Annotated in this window: 1 protein-coding gene; it reads right to left on the reverse strand. The window is 62.7% G+C overall.

From position 1 onward, the window contains the following. Window positions 1–592, reverse strand: a 592-nt coding sequence (locus CAPSK01_RS08050) for a hypothetical protein (protein ID WP_273703319.1), incomplete at both ends; no start/stop codon positions are given.

Below are 592 nucleotides of genomic sequence, written 5' to 3' on the forward strand. Positions count from 1 at the left end.
GCGGCGTCAACATCATGGCGACCTCGGCTGAACTGAACCCCCACTCGCCGCCAATGTCATCCCACGACCCACCCGAGTAGAACAACTGCCCGAGCCACGCCTTGCTCGACGCAGGATCAACCCTCTGCCCGATCGTCATGGCTTTGTCTTCCGCTCGCGGCGCCGTAGGCGTGAGCGTCTGTACGGCGCCACTTCCGCCCCATGCCTGTACCGTTTCTCGCCCGACTGCGAACACTCGCTTCTGTGTGGCGTTCAGCACCCGATTACCGTAGGGCTCCGTGGCGCTGGCCTTGCGCAGGAACGGGATGGTGCCGGACGCGCCTCCAGACGGGGAGTTGATCAGAGGCATTGCCTTCGCGTTGACCTTGACGACCTCGCCGTCAAAAACAATCGTGTCATACCAATGCGTGGGGTCCGTCGGCGATACGTTCCATCCGGTGGCGAAATCCTGGACTGAGTACAACGCCCCCACCAGACGATATTTCGGGTCCAGGACTTCCAGCGTGTAGGGATCAAACAGCGCCCCGTACCGCGAACCACGGACGTAGGCAACGAACCCCCGCCGGGAAGCGTCTGTACCCTCTTGAGCCCG

The organism is Candidatus Accumulibacter vicinus (genome assembly GCF_000584955.1).
GTDB classification, from domain to species: domain Bacteria; phylum Pseudomonadota; class Gammaproteobacteria; order Burkholderiales; family Rhodocyclaceae; genus Accumulibacter; species Accumulibacter vicinus.